Origin of the sequence: Pseudomonas sp. LPB4.O, from assembly GCF_038383825.1 — a bacterium.
Taxonomy (GTDB): domain Bacteria; phylum Pseudomonadota; class Gammaproteobacteria; order Pseudomonadales; family Pseudomonadaceae; genus Aquipseudomonas; species Aquipseudomonas putida.
In genome coordinates, this window is sequence record NZ_CP151298.1 from 770367 (window position 1) to 785008 (window position 14642).

At 64.0% G+C, this 14642-nt stretch carries 14 protein-coding genes and 1 tRNA gene; 7 read left to right on the forward strand and 8 right to left on the reverse strand.

Going from position 1 to position 14642, the window contains the following annotated elements; genetic code table 11:
• Window positions 1–51: 51 nt before the first annotated feature.
• From mksF to mksB, 3 genes are read right to left on the reverse strand one after another with little or no spacing between them, the layout of a single operon-like run.
• Window positions 52–2883 carry an Mks condensin complex protein MksF gene (gene mksF, locus MRBLPB4O_RS03490; RefSeq protein WP_341797523.1) on the reverse strand — a complete coding sequence of 944 codons (2832 nt, stop codon included), beginning with the start codon at window positions 2881–2883 and terminating at the stop codon, window positions 52–54.
• Window positions 2880–3587 carry an Mks condensin complex protein MksE gene (gene mksE, locus MRBLPB4O_RS03495; protein ID WP_016484836.1) on the reverse strand — a complete coding sequence of 236 codons (708 nt, stop codon included), beginning with the start codon at window positions 3585–3587 and terminating at the stop codon, window positions 2880–2882. The genes mksF and mksE overlap by 4 nt, the downstream gene beginning before the upstream one ends.
• Window positions 3577–4866, reverse strand: coding sequence for an Mks condensin complex protein MksB (gene mksB / locus MRBLPB4O_RS03500; RefSeq protein ID WP_341797524.1), 1290 nt, complete (start codon window positions 4864–4866; stop codon window positions 3577–3579). Before mksB ends, mksE begins: the two co-directional genes overlap by 11 nt.
• A 428-nt stretch (window positions 4867–5294) precedes the next feature.
• Between mksB and MRBLPB4O_RS03505 the strand changes: the two genes are divergently transcribed.
• From MRBLPB4O_RS03505 to MRBLPB4O_RS03515, 3 genes are all read left to right on the forward strand, one after another.
• Window positions 5295–6080, forward strand: coding sequence for an energy transducer TonB (locus tag MRBLPB4O_RS03505; protein ID WP_341797525.1), 786 nt, complete (start codon window positions 5295–5297; stop codon window positions 6078–6080).
• Window positions 6077–6532 (forward strand): ribosomal protein S18-alanine N-acetyltransferase, encoded by a 456-nt coding sequence (gene rimI, locus MRBLPB4O_RS03510; RefSeq protein WP_341797526.1) that lies wholly within the window; start codon window positions 6077–6079, stop codon window positions 6530–6532. The genes MRBLPB4O_RS03505 and rimI overlap by 4 nt, the downstream gene beginning before the upstream one ends.
• Window positions 6533–6597: 65 nt before the next feature.
• Window positions 6598–7173, forward strand: coding sequence for a D-Ala-D-Ala carboxypeptidase family metallohydrolase (locus MRBLPB4O_RS03515; RefSeq protein ID WP_341797527.1), 576 nt, complete (start codon window positions 6598–6600; stop codon window positions 7171–7173).
• Here MRBLPB4O_RS03515 and MRBLPB4O_RS03520 read toward each other — a convergent pair.
• The gene (locus tag MRBLPB4O_RS03520) at window positions 7113–8030 is read right to left on the reverse strand and encodes a LysR substrate-binding domain-containing protein (protein ID WP_341797528.1); all 918 of its coding nucleotides are present in this window, start codon (window positions 8028–8030) and stop codon (window positions 7113–7115) included. The two genes, MRBLPB4O_RS03515 and MRBLPB4O_RS03520, sit on opposite strands and share 61 nt — an antisense overlap.
• 184 nt (window positions 8031–8214) lie before the next feature.
• Between MRBLPB4O_RS03520 and MRBLPB4O_RS03525 the strand changes: the two genes are divergently transcribed.
• Window positions 8215–8829 carry a LysE family translocator gene (locus tag MRBLPB4O_RS03525; protein ID WP_341797529.1) on the forward strand — a complete coding sequence of 205 codons (615 nt, stop codon included), beginning with the start codon at window positions 8215–8217 and terminating at the stop codon, window positions 8827–8829.
• 106 nt (window positions 8830–8935) lie between these two features.
• On the opposite strand, the gene MRBLPB4O_RS03530 is transcribed toward MRBLPB4O_RS03525, so the two are convergent.
• Window positions 8936–9012 (reverse strand) — tRNA-Met (locus MRBLPB4O_RS03530).
• A 95-nt stretch (window positions 9013–9107) separates the two neighbouring features.
• Entirely contained in the window at window positions 9108–10034 is a 927-nt protein-coding gene (locus MRBLPB4O_RS03535; protein ID WP_341798854.1) for a FecR domain-containing protein, read from the reverse strand.
• A gap of 191 nt (window positions 10035–10225) precedes the next feature.
• Here MRBLPB4O_RS03535 and MRBLPB4O_RS03540 point away from each other — a divergent pair, with 191 nt between their 5' ends.
• The 3 genes from MRBLPB4O_RS03540 to MRBLPB4O_RS03550 all read left to right on the forward strand — a co-directional run bounded on the left by MRBLPB4O_RS03540 (window position 10226) and on the right by MRBLPB4O_RS03550 (window position 13008).
• Window positions 10226–11440 carry an MFS transporter gene (locus tag MRBLPB4O_RS03540; RefSeq protein WP_341797530.1) on the forward strand — a complete coding sequence of 405 codons (1215 nt, stop codon included), beginning with the start codon at window positions 10226–10228 and terminating at the stop codon, window positions 11438–11440.
• A gap of 189 nt (window positions 11441–11629) precedes the next feature.
• Window positions 11630–11767, forward strand: coding sequence for a hypothetical protein (locus MRBLPB4O_RS03545; protein WP_341797531.1), 138 nt, complete (start codon window positions 11630–11632; stop codon window positions 11765–11767).
• Window positions 11768–11850: 83 nt separating this feature from the next.
• Window positions 11851–13008 (forward strand): MFS transporter, encoded by a 1158-nt coding sequence (locus MRBLPB4O_RS03550; protein WP_341797532.1) that lies wholly within the window; start codon window positions 11851–11853, stop codon window positions 13006–13008.
• An 8-nt stretch (window positions 13009–13016) separates the two neighbouring features.
• Here the strand turns inward: MRBLPB4O_RS03550 and MRBLPB4O_RS03555 are convergent, their stop codons facing one another.
• Window positions 13017–13973: a FecR domain-containing protein gene (locus tag MRBLPB4O_RS03555; RefSeq protein WP_341797533.1), complete on the reverse strand. Its 957-nt coding sequence runs from the start codon at window positions 13971–13973 to the stop codon at window positions 13017–13019.
• On the reverse strand, window positions 13960–14475 hold the full coding sequence (locus tag MRBLPB4O_RS03560) for a sigma-70 family RNA polymerase sigma factor (protein ID WP_059396029.1): 516 nt from the start codon (window positions 14473–14475) through the stop codon (window positions 13960–13962). Before MRBLPB4O_RS03560 ends, MRBLPB4O_RS03555 begins: the two co-directional genes overlap by 14 nt.
• Between the last annotated feature and the right edge of the window lie 167 nt (window positions 14476–14642).

Consider the following 14642-nt stretch of genomic DNA (forward strand, 5'->3'; position numbering starts at 1 on the left):
TGCGTCCCCTTGTGCCGCGAATGGGCCGCAACGCGGCCCCATACACAAATGTCAGGCCAGTTCCTCGGCCTTATCCTCGCGCACAACCGCCTTCACCTCATCCAGCCGGCTGATGAACTTCCAGTCCGCCTCGTCGATGTAGATGCCGTTCGGCCCGCTGCCGCCTTCCAGGTCGATCGCCACGTGCGCGGATACCTGGGGCTTCACACTCGCCAGAATCGGTACGAAGCCCAGCTGCAAACTGGTCTCCAGCAGTGCGGCCTGGTTGCGTTCGTCGATGTCCGCTGCTTCGTCCAGGTAGTACGGCAGGCGAATGCGCCCGGCCAGGTCGCGGTCCATCAGGTGCAGCAACAAGTACATGTTGGTCAGCGCCTTGATGGTCATGGTGGTGCCGTTGGACGCAGCGCCGTCGATGTCGGCGTGGATGATCGGCTGGCCGTTGACCTTGGTGATCTCGAACGCCAGCTCGAACAGGTCTTTCAGGCCCAGCTGGTTGTGGTTGGCTGCCACAAGGCGTGCCAGGTATTCCTTGGCCTCTTCGTTCTTGTTGTCCTGCTCGGCGCTTTGGGTCAGGTCGAACACCGACAAGGTTTCGCCTTCTTCGTACTGGCCGGCACTGTGGATGATCTGGTCGATGTGCTTGAGCGCTTCCTTGTTCGGCGCCAGCACCACGCGGAAGCTCTCCAGGTTGGAAACCTGGCGCTTGTTGATCTCGCGGTTGAACAGCGCCAGCTGGTGCTCGAGGCTGTCGTAGTCACTGCGGATGTTGCGCAGGGTCCGGGCGATGTCGGTGACCGCGGCGCGGCGTGCCTTGGCGAGGGTCAGGGCTTCTTCGGTACGGTGCGCATAGGCGTTCACCAGCAGCTGCAGGCGGCGCTCCATGTCGTCTTCGCTGTCGAATTTGGCCACGCCTTTCAGGCGCACCTGGGCATACAGCGCCTCGATCTGGTTGTCTACCCGTTGCAGGCCTTGCCAGCTGTCCTGGTAATCGTTGAGCAGGGGCAGCAGGTTGTCCATCGAGTCGTCGATGGCTTCCATGAACGGGGTGCCGTAAGGCAGGTCGGCCGGCAGCAGCTGGCGACGGCGCAGGGCGTCTTCCAGGGTGCGCTGCTTGGACTCGAGGTCGCCGATCTGGCGGCCGACCAGCTGCAGCTTGGCCGACAGCTGCTGGACGCGCTCGGTGAAGGCATCACTGGAGCGCTTGAGTTCGTCCTGGGCGGCTTCCAGTTGCGACAGCTGTTCCAGCTTCTCGGGCTCTTCGGCTGCCAGGGTTTCGCTGCGGCGGAAGTCTTCCAGCGCCTTCTGCGCGTCCAGCACTTGCTGGTACAGGGTTTCGGTCTGCGCCTTCGAGGCGGTGCGGTCGGCGGTTACAGCCTGCTGGGTCTTGAGCTGTTTCAGCTCCTTTTCCAGGCGCTCTTTCTGGTCGCGCAGGGCGGCGCGGTCGGCCAGGGCCTGCAGCGCCGGTGGGTCGATGTGGGTGAGGTCGATGGACAGGCCCGGGGCTTCGAAACGCTCGCCCTTGAAACCGTCCAACACCGCTTCCAGCGATTTTACCCACAGGGCGCTGTCGTCCAGCTCGATGCCACGGTCGCCCAGCGGCAGGCTGAACAGTGCACCGTTGAACAGGCGCATCAGGCGGTCGACGTCCTGCTGCGAGAACTCCTCGCGCAGGCGGGCGTAGCTGTTGTTGTCAGCGTGGTCCAGTTGCTGCTTGACCTGCTTCAGGCGTTTTTCCAGGTCGCGTACGCGCTCGTCCAGGTCTTCGGCACTGAACTGGCGCGACTGCGCCAGGGCGCCGGCCAGTTCGTCGTGGGCGTCCTTGGCCGCCAGCAGCTGCTGCTCCAGTACCTTGACGTCATCGACCAGGGCAAAGCGGTGCTTGAGCACCGACAGCTCGCCCAGCCAGCGCTGGATGCCGGTGATTTCACGCTCCAGGCGCATCAACTCCTGGGTGCCGCCGCGCTGGTCGTTCTGCAGGCGGTCCTGCTCGCCACGGTAGTGCTCGGACTGGATGACCAGCTCTTCCTTGCGCGCCATGGCGTATTCCTGCCAGGTGCCCAGCAGGGTGTCGAGCACTGGCGAAATGCGGTGCAGCTTGCCACGCAGGATGTCGCGCTGGGCTACACCACCGGCCAAGGCCTCGACCAGCGGGCCGGCGGCGACCAGGGCGTTGTAGTCCTGCTCCATGCGGCGCACGTCGCGGAAGGCTTCCTCGCACGCGGCGATGTAGTCGACGCTGCCCGAACGCAGGCTGTGCTCGAAGGCGTCCAGGAACAGCTGCTTGAGCTTGGCTGCGGTGATTTCGCGCATGTGCAGCAGGTTGATGAACAGCGCGCGGAAGGTTTTCAGGCTTTGCTCGCTGGTGGAGCGCAGCGGGATCATGGTCAGGTCCAGCGGCACCGAGGTGTGGCCGCCAACCAGCAGGCGGCGCAGTTCGTCCGGCTTCAGCTCGTAGGCTTTGATGCCCAGCCGCTCCAGGTTGGTGAACAGCTCTTTCTGGCGCAGGCAGGTGTCGTTCTTCTGGTAATGGGCCAGGTCCAATTCGCCTTTGTAGGCGAAGAACTGGTGACCGAAACCGCCGCCCGGGCCGCGGCCGACCACGCCGATCACGTGCGGGCCGTGGGGCAGGCTCAGTTCACAGAGAATGTACGAGGTGTCGCTGGCGAAGTAGAAGCGGCGCGACTGCTCGAGGCTGTACTTGCCGAAACTCATGTCTGACATGCGTGCCAGGATCGGGAACTGCAGGGCGTTGATCGACGCCGACTTACCCAGGTTGTTGGCACCGTAGACCGACAGCGGGTGTTCCAGCGGGAACAGGCCAAGGCTGTAGCCGGCGGTGTTGAGCAATGCAAAGCGGCGGATGCCGTAGCGTTCCTGGCTCATGCGTCAATCTCCTGTTGCTCTTCGCGGATGGCCCGGGCCAGGGCGTCCTCTTCGCTTTCCTCGCCCTCGAAGGGCGTGAGGTCGAGCGGATCGTCGGTGCGGTTGAGTTCTTCGGGGCTTTCTTCCTCGACCAGCACCGGGGTCGGCAGCGGCAGCACGCTATGCAGGGTGGCGGCCAGGTCGCGGTCCTGCTGCACCGAAAGGCACACATCGAGGAAGCGGTGCATCGGCGGCAGGAAGCGGTAGATGCCGCCTTCTTCATGGGCGAAGCCAAGTTGGGTCATGCGGCGCAGGATTTTTTCTTCCAGCTCGTCCACGGTTTGCACTTCGGCCTGCAGGAACAGGTCGCGGTACTTGTCCAGCAGCGAGGGGAGTTCGTCGCGGCCGATGCTGCCGCCGTCCAGCACGGCCATCGGGTCACGGCCCTGGTCGGCCAGGTGCTCGACCAGGATGAAGGTGAACAGCGACAGGCGCTGCGCGGTCTTGTTGACCTGCGCGGCGGTCATGTCCGGCACGAAGTAATAGAAACCGCGGGTGTCGCACACCAGCTCGAAGCCCAGGGCCTTGAACAGAGTGCGGTACTGGTCCTGGAAGTTTGACAGCTGCGCGTACAACTCGGGATCGCGGCGGCTGACGTGGAAGCCTTTGAACAGCTCGCGGAAGATCGGCGCGAGCTGGGACAGTTCGGAAAGATCAAGATGCATGGGCTGGGCTCGCGTTGGGTTCGGTAGTCGCGCTGGTGGCGTCTTCGCGGCTGGAGGTCAGGGCGTACGAGCGCAGGCTGACCAGGTGTTCCTGGGTGGTGTATTCGCGGCGGTCGAGGCGTTCGCGCTTGAAGCGCTTTTCCCGCGACAGGCGTGAGAACCAGTACAGCAGTTCGTCGGTGGCGCCTTCGGGTTCCTGCTCCAGCAGCCAGACCATCAGGTCGGGCAGCGGCAGGGCCTGTTCGCAGCGTTCGGCCATTTCCTTGACCGTGCGCGGTGCACGGGGCAGGGCGCCGGACTGGGTCTTGTGGGCCTTGGGGAAGCGCGCCGGCTTGGGCTCGAAGCGCGCCAGGGCGTACACATAGGCTTCGACCTGGCTGGCACTGCCGAGGAAGGTGCTCTGCGGGCGGGTGAACATCGGCATGGCCGCCTGCGGCACGGCGTCGATGCCCTTGCGCCGGATCACCGACAGGGCCAGCGCGGCGCCACGGGTCACGGCGTTGTGACGGCGGGCTTCTTCGCGCAGCGGCAGCAGCAGTTCACGGGCGTGGCGCAGGGTCAGCTGGGCGCTGGTCTGCATTTCCAGGATACGTGCGTGGGTGCGCAGCAGCATGTCGTCGTCGACCAGGTGGCCCAGGCGCGCCTGTTCGCCCAGCAGCTTCAGCAGCACGGTCTCGACCTTGCGCACGCCTTGTTCGAAGGCGCCGTCGGCGTTCACCAGCTGGATCATCGGCTCGACGTATTCGTCCCAGGTGGCCAGTACTTCGGCATAACGCTGGCGCAGCGGGATCTGGCGGTTGCTGGTCTTGGCCCGCTCGGCCACGGCGACCAGTGCCTGTTCGTCGTTATCGAGCTTTTTCAGCACATCGCGCACGCGCATGTCGAGCAGGCGCAGCTGGCGCGCCAGGTCGTCGCTGTCGCGGTTGTCGAAGGCGTCCTGGATATGGCCGGCGAGGCGTTCGAGGTGGCGCAGGTAGGCTTCGATCTCCAGGCACAGGCCCAGGCGGTGTTCGCGGCGCAGGTACGCAAGAAAGTCGTGGATCTGCGCGTTGAGCTCGAAGCGGTTCGGGCTCTTGGCCACCGGGACCAGGATATCCAGGCGGATCCATACGTCGAGTAGCTGGGTGATGTCCTGCGGGGTGCTTTCGAGCTGCTGGCGGCCCACATGCTGGCGCAACTCGACCAGGCTCAGGGTGCCCTGGTCGAAACGCTCGCACAGCGGCTCGATCAGGGCCCAGTGTTCGGCTAGGGCGCGCAGGACGCGCTTGGGTTCGATCATTGGCTTCGACTCGTTGCCAAGAAAAAGGGGGCGATTGTACTGCATCCGGGGGGGAGGTTTTCACCCCTTGGTCTGTAATGAGAGATAACCTTATGGCCAGTAGGTGTATGGCGTTGTTTTTGGGGTGGTTTTGAAATCGAGCGCCGCCCGCGCGGCGCTTCGCAGCACAAGGCTGCTCCTACATCTGTTTCAGGCCAGTGACGCCTGTACCCATGCGCGCGACCGCCTGGTTTGTTCGACACGATGTCCAGGTGAACACCAGGGGGCGCGCGCCTTTGTCTCAGGAATAACTGGCCCGAAACAGATGTAGGAGCAGCCTTGTGCTGCGAAGCGCCGCGCGGGCGGCGCTCGGTCTGATAGGCGCTGCAAAAACCACGGCGTACACGTTAGAATGCCCAACTGTCTTGAGCCCCCCGGATACCCGCCCCTTGCTGACCGAACCCCGTCGCCGCGCCTACCTTTCCGCCATGCAAGTGGTGCACTGGCTGCCGCGCGCCGAACTGCCGTTCGCCGCACCGTCGCGCCCCGAGCTGCTATTGCCGGTGGTGCCGGTCGAGGACATCGATTTCGAGGTCAGGCCGGCACCGGCTGCAAACGAAACGCCCGCCAGCCCCCAGGCCCGCTCCGGTGAGCGGCCGAAAATCGAGATCCCGCGCCCGGGTAGCGTGCCCAAGCCTGCCGCCAAGCCCGTCGAGGCCGAAGAGCAGCCCGCACCGCCACGGCCGGCCCCGGTGCCGCCACCGCGCTTCTCGCTGCAGTTGCTGCGCGCTGGCAGCTGCCTGCTGCTGGTAGAACTGGCCACCGGCCAGCCGTTCCAGAGTCGCGACCCGTCCTACCTGCTGCTAAAGGACATGCTGCGCGCCGCCGGCCTGCCTGACGCCCCGCAGATCATCGGCGAACCGGTGCGCTGGCCGTTGCTGGTACGCGGCAACATGGACCAGGGCCCCGAAGCCGCGCGCGACTTCGTCCAGGGCTTTGTCCAGGCGCGCCTGGAAGACGCCCCGAGTACCTGCCTGTGGCTGATCGGCTTGCCGGCACTGCGCTTTGCCGCCAATGCTGATGCCGAGGCCTATTACCAAACCCTTGAGCTGGACGGCCTGGGCGATGCCTGGGCGCTGCCGGGCCTTGAATTGTTGATGGACGAGCCGCAGCGCAAGGCGGACGTCTGGAAAGCCATGCGCCAGCTGATGGCGCGCTGGAAGAGCGTTGAATGAGTGAATCGATCAGTTTTCGCCCGATGACCGAGGCGGATCTGGATGCCGTACTTAAGATCGAATATGCCGCGTTCAGTCACCCCTGGACCCGCGGGATCTTTCAGGATGCGCTCAAGTCGTACGAAGTCTGGCTGATGTTCGATGGCCAGCAGCAGGTTGGCCATGGGGTGATCAACGTGATCATCGACGAGGCGCACCTGCTCAATATCACCGTCAAACCGGAAAACCAGGGGCGCGGCCTGGGCCTGCGCCTGCTGGAGCACCTGATGGCCCGGGCTTACCAGCTCAATGGCCGCGAATGCTTCCTGGAAGTACGCGCCAGCAACCAGTCGGCCTATCGTTTGTACGAGCGCTACGGTTTCAACGAAATCGGCCGCCGTCGCGACTATTATCCGATTGCCGGGGGCCGTGAAGATGCCCTGGTGATGGCCTGCACGCTGCTTGAAGACTGACCTCGCACAGTCGGCGCCATCCACCGCGTAGCTTTCTTTGTTCTCTATGCAGGGATGGATAAAGAATGAAAAAACTGCTTCTGGCGGCAGGCCTGCTGATAGCGGGTACTGCCCACGCCGACCAACGCGACCTGTGGATGTTCGCCCAGTGGGCCGGCGACCATCAAACCCGTCCCTTCCGTGAAATGCTGGTGGATGCCCGTCTTTACGGTGTGGTGCCTATCCACCAACTGCTGCGTTCGGCCTCGGACTGGAAGCTGTGCCACGCGTCTCCCTTCGCCGTGCCGCCTGTGAGCAACTGGCCGGCTGTACGCTCGACCCTCTCGCTGATCAAGGTGCTCGACGGCCAAGGCATCCTGCGTCAGTTCGAGGTGGTTTCGGCCTATCGCGACCCTCGTCTGAATGCGTGCGCAGGCGGTGCTGCCGACAGTGCCCATACCCGCGCCTTCGCCGTCGATATTCTGTTGCCGGCCTGGGCTGACCCTAACCCGCTGTGCCGTTTCTGGCAGCAGCATGGCCAGGCGTGGAGCATGGGCCTGGGGCGCTACCCGTCGGGGCGCATCCATCTGGATACCGCGGGCTATCGCACCTGGGGCGGCGATGGCAGCGCGGGGTCGTCGTTTTGCGTCAAACCCAGGTGAGCCAGGCAGCGCTGGCACTCGCCCATTACCCACTCTGCGAAGCGCTGGCGCTTGCCGCTGTCGTCCAGGGGCTGTGGGCTAAGCAGGTGATAAGCCGAGCCATCGCGCACAAAACCGAACGGTGCCTGCAGCTGCCCGCTGTCGAGTTCGTCGCGCACCATCAGGGCTGAGGCCATGGCCAGGCCCAGGCCGGCGCTGGCGGCCTGGATCGTCAGGTAGAAGTGTTCGTAGTCGCTGCGTTCGTTGTGCCGCGCCTGCTGGCCGCTGAGGCGCAGCCAGGTGGGCCAGGCAGCGGCGCGGGTGGTGCTGTGCAGCAGGCGTTGGCCGTCGAGCTGGGTGGGGGAGGTGGGGTGGCACACCGGGCCGATCCATTCGTCGCAGATTTTTTGATTGAACAGCTGGTTGTCCCAGTGGAAGTCGTCGCGGCGGATGGCCAGGTCGACACCGCTGCGGGCGAAGTCCAGCGGCCCGCCGGCGGCCACCAGGTGCAACTGCAGGTCGGGGTGGTCCGCATGGAAGCGGGGCAGGCGCGGGATCAGCCAGCGCATGGCGATGGTCGGCTCGCAGGACAGCACCAGCACATTGTCGCGGGCCTGTTGTTGCAAGCGCTGCACGGCGCCTTCGAGCTGTTCGAAAATCGCCTGGGTGGTGCCTTGCAGGGCACGGCCGGCGGAGGTGAGGAAAATGGCCCGGTTACGGCGCTCGAACAGCGCCACGCCAAGGCTTTCTTCAAGCAGGCGTATTTGGCGGCTGACCGCGCCGTGGGTGACGTGCAGGTGCTCGGCGGCGCGCACGAAGCTCTCGGTCTGGGCGGCGATGTCGAAGTAGCGGAAGGCGTTGAGCGGCGGCAGTTTCATGGCATCCCTTTTTGCCTGTGCCGGCCTCTTCGCGGGTTCACCCGCGAAGAGGCCGGTACAGGGTCTAAATATCTGTGAGGAAAACTATCAGATATGCCTCACTATAAATCGATTTTTCCTGGTTCATAAGCCCTCGATAATCCCCAAGTCTGTGCATTTTCATCGCCTATCGAGAGCCATCAGCATGACCGAAATTATCGCCGTCGCCCTGTTCACCTTGCTCGCCGTCATCAGCCCTGGCGCCGATTTCGCCATGGTCACCCGCAGCAGTTATGCACAAGGCCGCAAGGCCGGGCTGGCCGCCGCGATCGGCATCGCGTTGGGGGTGCAGGTGCACGTGCTGTACACGGTGCTGGGCATTGCCGTGATCATCAGCCAGAGCCCGGCGCTGTTCCTGGTCATGAAAGTGCTCGGTGCGGGTTACCTGATCTACCTGGGCTACAAGTCGCTGACCAACACTCAGCGCATCCACCTCGAGGGCGGCAGTCAACCCGCTGCCAGCGTGCTGAACGCCCTGCGCACGGGCTTTCTGACCAATGCCCTGAACCCCAAGACCATGTTGTTCGTTATCAGCGCTTTCACCCAGGTGGTGCAGCCGGGCAGCCCGCTGGCGCTGGATTTCGCCTACGGCGCGTTCATGTCCTTTGCCCATTGGCTGTGGTTCAGCCTGGTTGCAGTGTTTTTCTCCAGTACTGCGTTGCGCAAGGCGATGATCGACCGGCAAGTGCTGGTGGACCGCGTCATCGGGCTGGCGCTGATCGGCCTTGGGCTGGCAGTGGCGGTGACGGGGATTCGTTGAGGGGCGATTGCATGTTAGGGGTAGCTGCTTGCTCAAATTGAAAGCGTGCAGCTTTTTCGCAGGCAAAGAAAAAGGGCTTACCTTGCGGTAAGCCCTTCGTCTTGTTTGGTGGCTACACAGGGACTTGAACCCCGGACCCCAGCATTATGAATGCTATGCTCTAACCAACTGAGCTATGTAGCCGATGGCGCGCATTATTCTCTTGAACGGACCCTCTGTCAACACTCATTTCAAAAAAAATTTGCACGCTTTCAAAAACTTAGCGGCCGGGCTTGGTTTCAGTGCACCACAAGCCAGTGCCCGAGCACGCCCTGAAGCTGCAGATGCTGGGCCGCCGCCAGGGATTGCAGGCTTTCGCGAGGGTGGTCTAGGTTGAAATCACCGCTCACGCGCCGATGGGCCATTTGTTCATCCACCATCCACACGCGCTGCCCTTGGTAGCTGGCCAGGCGCTCCAGCACCTGGCCCAATGGCATGTCGGTGGCTTTCAGACGGCCGTTGCGCCAGCTGTCTGAGGTTTTCAGGTCAGCCTTCTGCACCGGGTCGATGCGTGTGTCATTGAAGGTGACCCGCTCGCCCGCAGAGACCATGCGCTGTTCACCCCCCTGGGTGACCATGGCCTTGCCACTGAGTACCACAAGTTCATCATGACCGGCATGGCGGGCTACCTGCAGGCGGGTGCCGAACACCTGGATGCGTGCGTTGCCCACGTCCACTTCCATGGCCCGGCCGTCGAGCACGACTTCCAGGTACACCTGGCCCTGCACCAAATGCAGTTGGCGGGTGCGGCCGCGCAGGTCGATGTTCATTGCGCTGGCGCTGTCCAGGTTCAGGGTCGTGCCATCCGCCAGGCGTGTGCTACGCCGCTCGCCCACGTCGGTGTGCAGCTCGCTGGCCAGGCGCTGCAGCAGCGGCCAGTACAGGTAGGCTGCGGCGCCCAACCCGACCAGGAACCCCAGCGCCAGCCATTTACCCAGGTGGCTGCGGCGTACCGTGACGTGCCGTGGGCGAGGGCGGGCGGGTGGTGGCTGCAGTTGTTGCCAGAACGTTTCCAGCTCGGCGTAGGCCTGGGAGTTTTCGGGTGCCTGGCACCAGGCTGCGAATGCCTGGCGCTGGGTTTCGTCGCAACCGGGCTGGCGCAACAGCGAAAACCATTCCAGCGCTTCCTGCTGTGGGTCGGGCTGCTGCAGCTGCTTGGCGGGCATCGGGCTCATGGGTTCAGTCTGCTCACGATAGGGGCCGTTTCGCCCAACGATGACAGGGGTATGGGCCGAGGATGCTAATTATATTGAGAACCATTTTCAAGTACGTTGCGACGGAGGGATAAAAAAGGTAGCTATGTATCTATTTGTTTCCCGATAATCGGATCCCAAACTGAGGACGGAGATTCAGGCACATGGCCACCAGTAGCGCCTCCACGGCATCCACCAGCGCAGCGGCGAGCCAAGCGACGCCGCTGGTAATGCGCATCATCGGCTTCTGCGCCCTGGCGCACTTGATCAACGATCTGATCCAGTCGGTGCTGCCGGCGATCTACCCGATGCTCAAGGCCAATTACGACCTGAGCTTCGCCCAGATCGGCCTGATCACCCTGACGTTCCAGATCACCGCTTCGCTGCTGCAACCCTGGGTCGGCTTTTTTACTGACCGCCGGCCAGCGCCGAACCTGTTGCCGATGGGCACCCTGTGCACGCTGGTGGGGATCGTGATGCTGGCCTTCGTCGGCAGCTTCCCGATGATTCTGCTGGCTTCGGCGCTGGTGGGCATCGGCTCGTCGACGTTCCACCCGGAAACCTCGCGTATAGCGCGCCTGGCCTCTGGCGGGCGCTTCGGCCTGGCCCAGTCGACCTTCCAGGTGGGCGGCAACACCGGCTCCGCACTGGGCCCACTGCTGGCGGCGGCCATCGTCATTCCGTTCGGCCAGACCCACGTGGCCTGGTTCGGCCTGGCCGCATTGTTCTTCCTCGGTGTAACCCTGATGCTGCGCGGCTGGTACAAGGAACACCTCAACCAGGCCAAGGCGCGCAAGGCGGTGCAGGCCACCCATGGCATTTCACGGAATCGGGTGATCGCGGCGCTGATCGTGCTGGGCCTGCTGGTGTTCTCCAAGTACTTCTACATGGCCAGCTTCACCAGCTACTTCACCTTCTACCTGATCGAGAAGTTCGATGTGTCGGTGGCCAGCTCGCAGTTGAACCTGTTCCTGTTCCTGGGTGCAGTGGCGGCGGGCACGTTCTTTGGCGGCCCGATCGGGGACCGCATCGGGCGCAAGGCCGTGATCTGGTTCTCGATCCTGGGGGTGACGCCGTTCACCCTGGCGCTGCCGTATGCCGACCTGTTCTGGACCACCGTGCTGAGCGTGGTGATCGGCTTTATCCTGGCCTCGGCGTTTTCCGCGATCGTGGTGTATGCGCAGGAACTGGTGCCGGGTAGCGTGGGCATGATCGCCGGCATCTTCTTCGGGCTGATGTTCGGCTTTGGCGGCATTGGCGCGGCGCTGCTGGGGTATGTGGCGGACCTGCGCGGTATCGAGTATGTGTACGGGCTGTGCTCGTTCCTGCCGTTGTTCGGGTTATTGGCGGTGTTCTTGCCGTCTACAGGTAAACGCTGAAATCGCTGGGGGCTGCTTTGCAGCTCATTCGCAGCACAAGGCTGCTCCTACAGGCAGCACGCGCTCGTTGTAGGAGCAGCCTTGTGCTGCGAATGGGCCTCGTAGAGGCCCCAGGGCGGTTGACTACCCTCCTTCAGGTGGCTAGAGTGCCGCCTCTTTTTACCCACCACCTGCGTAGTAGCCAGAGCAATGCGCCGTAACCCGTCCCTCCCACATGCCCGCCAGCCTGCCCTCCAGGCCTTGCGTCGTGCCTGGCCGAGAGACACGGTGCTCAAGCGTCGCCGCAGCGTGCTGTTCGCCTTCACCTTCTCGCCACACCTCGCCTGAACTGATCTGCGCTTTTGCGTCGCTCGCCCCCCCGGCGAGCGCGCCTGTGTCTGCACGTCTTTCTGGTTTGCAAGGAGTGGTACATGAACATGCGTTTGCTGGCGGGCCTGTTGTTCGCCGTTTCCGTCGTGGGTTTCAGCCTGGGGGCCAGCCTGCCGCTGGTGTCGTTGCGCCTGCATGAGGCCGGCGCCAGTACCCTGGAAATCGGCATCATCTCGGCCATCCCCGCTGCGGGCATGATGCTCTCGGCGTTTCTGGTCGACGCCTGCTGCCGCCACCTCACCCGGCGCACCATCTACCTGCTGAGTTTCAGCCTGTGCACCGTCAGCATCGCCCTCCTCGAATCGGCCTTCGGCTCGCTGTGGTTGCTGGCCCTGCTGCGCCTGGGCCTGGGGCTGGGCATGGGTATCGCGATCATCCTCGGCGAGTCGTGGGTCAACGAGCTGTGCCCTGAGCACAATCGCGGCAAGATCATGGCCCTTTATGCCACCAGCTTTACCGGCTTCCAGGTGCTGGGCCCGGCCATGCTCGCGGTGCTGGGCGCCAACAGCCCGTGGATCACCGGAGTGGTCACCGTCTGCTATGGCCTGGCGTTGCTGTGCATCGTGCTGACCGTTCCCAATGACCATGTCGAACATGAAGAGGGCGACAAGAGCTTCGGCCTGGCCGGCTTCTTCCGCGTGGCACCGGCGTTGTGCGTGGCGGTGCTGTTCTTCTCGTTCTTCGATGCCGTGGTGCTGTCGCTGTTGCCGGTGTACGCCACCAGCCATGGCTTTGCCGTGGGCGTGGCGGCGCTGATGGTGACGGTGGTGTTTGCCGGCGACATGCTGTTCCAGCTGCCGTTGGGTTGGCTGGCCGACCGAGTGGAGCGCACCGGGCTGCACCTGGTGTGCGGGTTGATGGCGATGTCGATTGGCATCGGCCTGCCGTGGCTGCTGAACATGACCTGGCTGCTGTGGCCGCTGCTGGTGGTGCTGGGCGCGGTTGCGGGGGGCATTTATACCCTGGCGCTGGTGCTGATCGGGCAACGTTTCAAAGGCCAGGATCTGGTCACTGCCAATGCCAGTGTGGGGTTGTTGTGGGGCGTTGGTAGCCTGATCGGCCCGCTGGTGAGTGGTGCGGCGATGGATGTGGCCCCGCACGGCCTGCCTATGGCGCTGGCGCTGATGGCCGGGTTGTTCGTGTGTTTTGCCCGGCAATCGTACCGACGCGCGGGCCGGATGCGCGCCGTGGCGGAGTGAAGTGCTTTTCAGGCTGCGCCAATGCTTACCCAGTAGCGCGTTTTGTAGTCGACACGCACCGGCAGGCTGCGGGTGAGCAACTGCAGGATCTGAGCGGTATCGGCCAACTGATAGGTGCCTGACACCTTCAAGTTCGCCACCTCAGGGGCGCAGCGCAACAGGCCCGGGCGGTAGCGGGCGAGCTCTGCGACAAACTCGCCCAGTGGCATCTGCTGCACGCTGAGCACGCCGTCGGTCCAGCCCCAAGGGTCGCTGTGCAGCGCCACCGCGTGGACACTGCCATTGGCCCCAACCTGTACCGTTTCGCCCGAATGCACCTGACGCGGTGAGGCCGACGTGGGAAACAGCGTAACTTCACCACGTCGCACTGCCAGCAGCAGGCCTTGGTTGTTTTCACGCAGCAGCAACTGGCCGTTGAGGGTGGTCAGCGGGCCGATGCGGGTGTCGATGTAGAACGGGCGGGTATCGTTGGGGTTGCTGTCCAGGCTGACCTCGCCACGTACCAGTTCCAACTGGCGTTGCTCGGCGCTGTAATGCAGGTCGATGGCGCTGGCAGTGTTTAGCAATATGTGGCTGCCATCGCTGACTTGCCACTGGCGCCGTTCACCCGTGGCGGTGCTGCTGTCGGCCAGCAGTTGCGGCAGGCCCAGAGGTTCGCGCGTGGCCCAACCCAGGCTGCCACCCACGGCCAGCAGGGCCAGTAGCTTGAGGTGGTCACGCCGGCTGCTGCGCTGGCGCTGGCTGCCGTCCAGGGTGCGCCGGCTCAGGTCCTTGGGCAGCCCGGCCAGTTCGTCGCCGAGTTGACTGACCCGTTGCCAGGCCAGCGGGTTGTGCGGGTGGCTGGCCAGCCAGTGCTGAAATTGCTGCTCGGTACGTGGGCTGGGGCGGTCGAAGCGCAGCTTCACCAGCCAGTCGATGGCCTGGTCGACCTGCGACTGCGCTGGCGCGGGCTCATGCATCGGCATAACGTAACCGGTAGCAGACGCCCAAGGCTTTGGCCAGGTCGCGCTCGACGGTGGCCCGCGACACTTCCAGCTGCTGAGCGATCTGCACGATGCTCAAGCCGTCCAGTTGAGCCAGCAGAAACGCCTGGCGAACACGCGGCTTGAGCTGGTGCAGGGCACGGTCGAGGCGGCCCAGGGCATCGAGAATGACCAGGCGGTGCTCTTCGCTGGGTACCTCGGCTTCGGGCAGGTGGGCCAGGCTTTGCTGGTAGGCGTGCTCCAGTGCGCGACGGCGGAACTGGTCGATCATCAGGCCACGGGCGATGCTGCTGAGATAAGCGCGTGGCTCTTTCAGCGGTGAAACCTGGCGGGCCCGCAGCAGCCGCACGAAGGTATCCTGGGCCAGGTCGGCGGCATGCTCGCTGCAACCTACCCGGTTGCGCAACCAGCCGCGAAGCCAGCTATGGTGGGCCTGGTAGAGCAGAGCGACCTCGGTCGGCTTGAGCGTGTCGTTGATCTGCATCGTAGCGAAGGCCCGGCCCTGTGAACTGTGCGATTGTGAATAGTTCTCAATTCTATGCGGGGAAAGCGGCGCAGGGCAATGGTATGCCAGGAATTCGCCGCGCAAGAACCGGCGTTTACCCGATGAACGGCTGAGCTAAGCTGGGCCTGCGTTCAACCTGTTGGAGG

Bases quoted from the DNA above. Each gene is read 5' to 3' on its own strand.
- MRBLPB4O_RS03545 (WP_341797531.1), top strand. From the start codon at position 11,630: ATGCGCCGTAACCCGTCCCTCCCACATGCCCGCCAGCCTGCCCTCCAG.
- MRBLPB4O_RS03555 (WP_341797533.1), bottom strand. From the start codon at position 13,973: ATGCCGATGCATGAGCCCGCGCCAGCGCAGTCGCAGGTCGACCAGGCC.
- MRBLPB4O_RS03525 (WP_341797529.1), top strand. From the start codon at position 8,215: ATGACCGAAATTATCGCCGTCGCCCTGTTCACCTTGCTCGCCGTCATC.
- MRBLPB4O_RS03540 (WP_341797530.1), top strand. From the start codon at position 10,226: ATGGCCACCAGTAGCGCCTCCACGGCATCCACCAGCGCAGCGGCGAGC.
- mksB (WP_341797524.1), bottom strand. From the start codon at position 4,866: ATGATCGAACCCAAGCGCGTCCTGCGCGCCCTAGCCGAACACTGGGCC.
- MRBLPB4O_RS03515 (WP_341797527.1), top strand. From the start codon at position 6,598: ATGAAAAAACTGCTTCTGGCGGCAGGCCTGCTGATAGCGGGTACTGCC.
- MRBLPB4O_RS03520 (WP_341797528.1), bottom strand. From the start codon at position 8,030: ATGAAACTGCCGCCGCTCAACGCCTTCCGCTACTTCGACATCGCCGCC.
- rimI (WP_341797526.1), top strand. From the start codon at position 6,077: ATGAGTGAATCGATCAGTTTTCGCCCGATGACCGAGGCGGATCTGGAT.
- mksF (WP_341797523.1), bottom strand. From the start codon at position 2,883: ATGAGCCAGGAACGCTACGGCATCCGCCGCTTTGCATTGCTCAACACC.
- MRBLPB4O_RS03560 (WP_059396029.1), bottom strand. From the start codon at position 14,475: ATGCAGATCAACGACACGCTCAAGCCGACCGAGGTCGCTCTGCTCTAC.
- mksE (WP_016484836.1), bottom strand. From the start codon at position 3,587: ATGCATCTTGATCTTTCCGAACTGTCCCAGCTCGCGCCGATCTTCCGC.
- MRBLPB4O_RS03535 (WP_341798854.1), bottom strand. From the start codon at position 10,034: ATGCCCGCCAAGCAGCTGCAGCAGCCCGACCCACAGCAGGAAGCGCTG.
- MRBLPB4O_RS03550 (WP_341797532.1), top strand. From the start codon at position 11,851: ATGAACATGCGTTTGCTGGCGGGCCTGTTGTTCGCCGTTTCCGTCGTG.